Here is a 272-nt window from a genome sequence, read left to right as displayed (position 1 = left end):
CGCACTCTAACTGCGTGCCATTACGAATATCGATACCTGTAGGGCAAACATTTACACATTGTAAACAATCTATACAATCGCCATGACCTAAAGCGTTTCTGTTTTCATTTTTTCTGAATTTTTTCCTACCATTTTTGCCTTCGCCTCTTTTATGGTCGTAGGCTACTACAATAGATTTATTGTCTAAAAGTACACTTTGAAGCCTTCCGTAAGGGCAAGCAATTATGCATACTTGTTCTCTAAACCAAGCAAACACAAAATAGAATACGCCG

At 37.9% G+C, this 272-nt stretch carries 1 protein-coding gene; it reads right to left on the bottom strand.

The features are described from left to right. Positions 1-272 (bottom strand): 4Fe-4S dicluster domain-containing protein (locus tag IEQ44_RS18590; protein ID WP_193639418.1); only part of this gene is annotated, 272 nt, incomplete at both ends.

The organism is Nocardioides malaquae, from assembly GCF_015070385.1.
Taxonomy (GTDB): domain Bacteria; phylum Actinomycetota; class Actinomycetes; order Propionibacteriales; family Nocardioidaceae; genus Nocardioides; species Nocardioides malaquae.
Note: the sequence above shows the minus strand (reverse complement) of the source record. Positions and strands in the feature narration are given on the sequence as shown.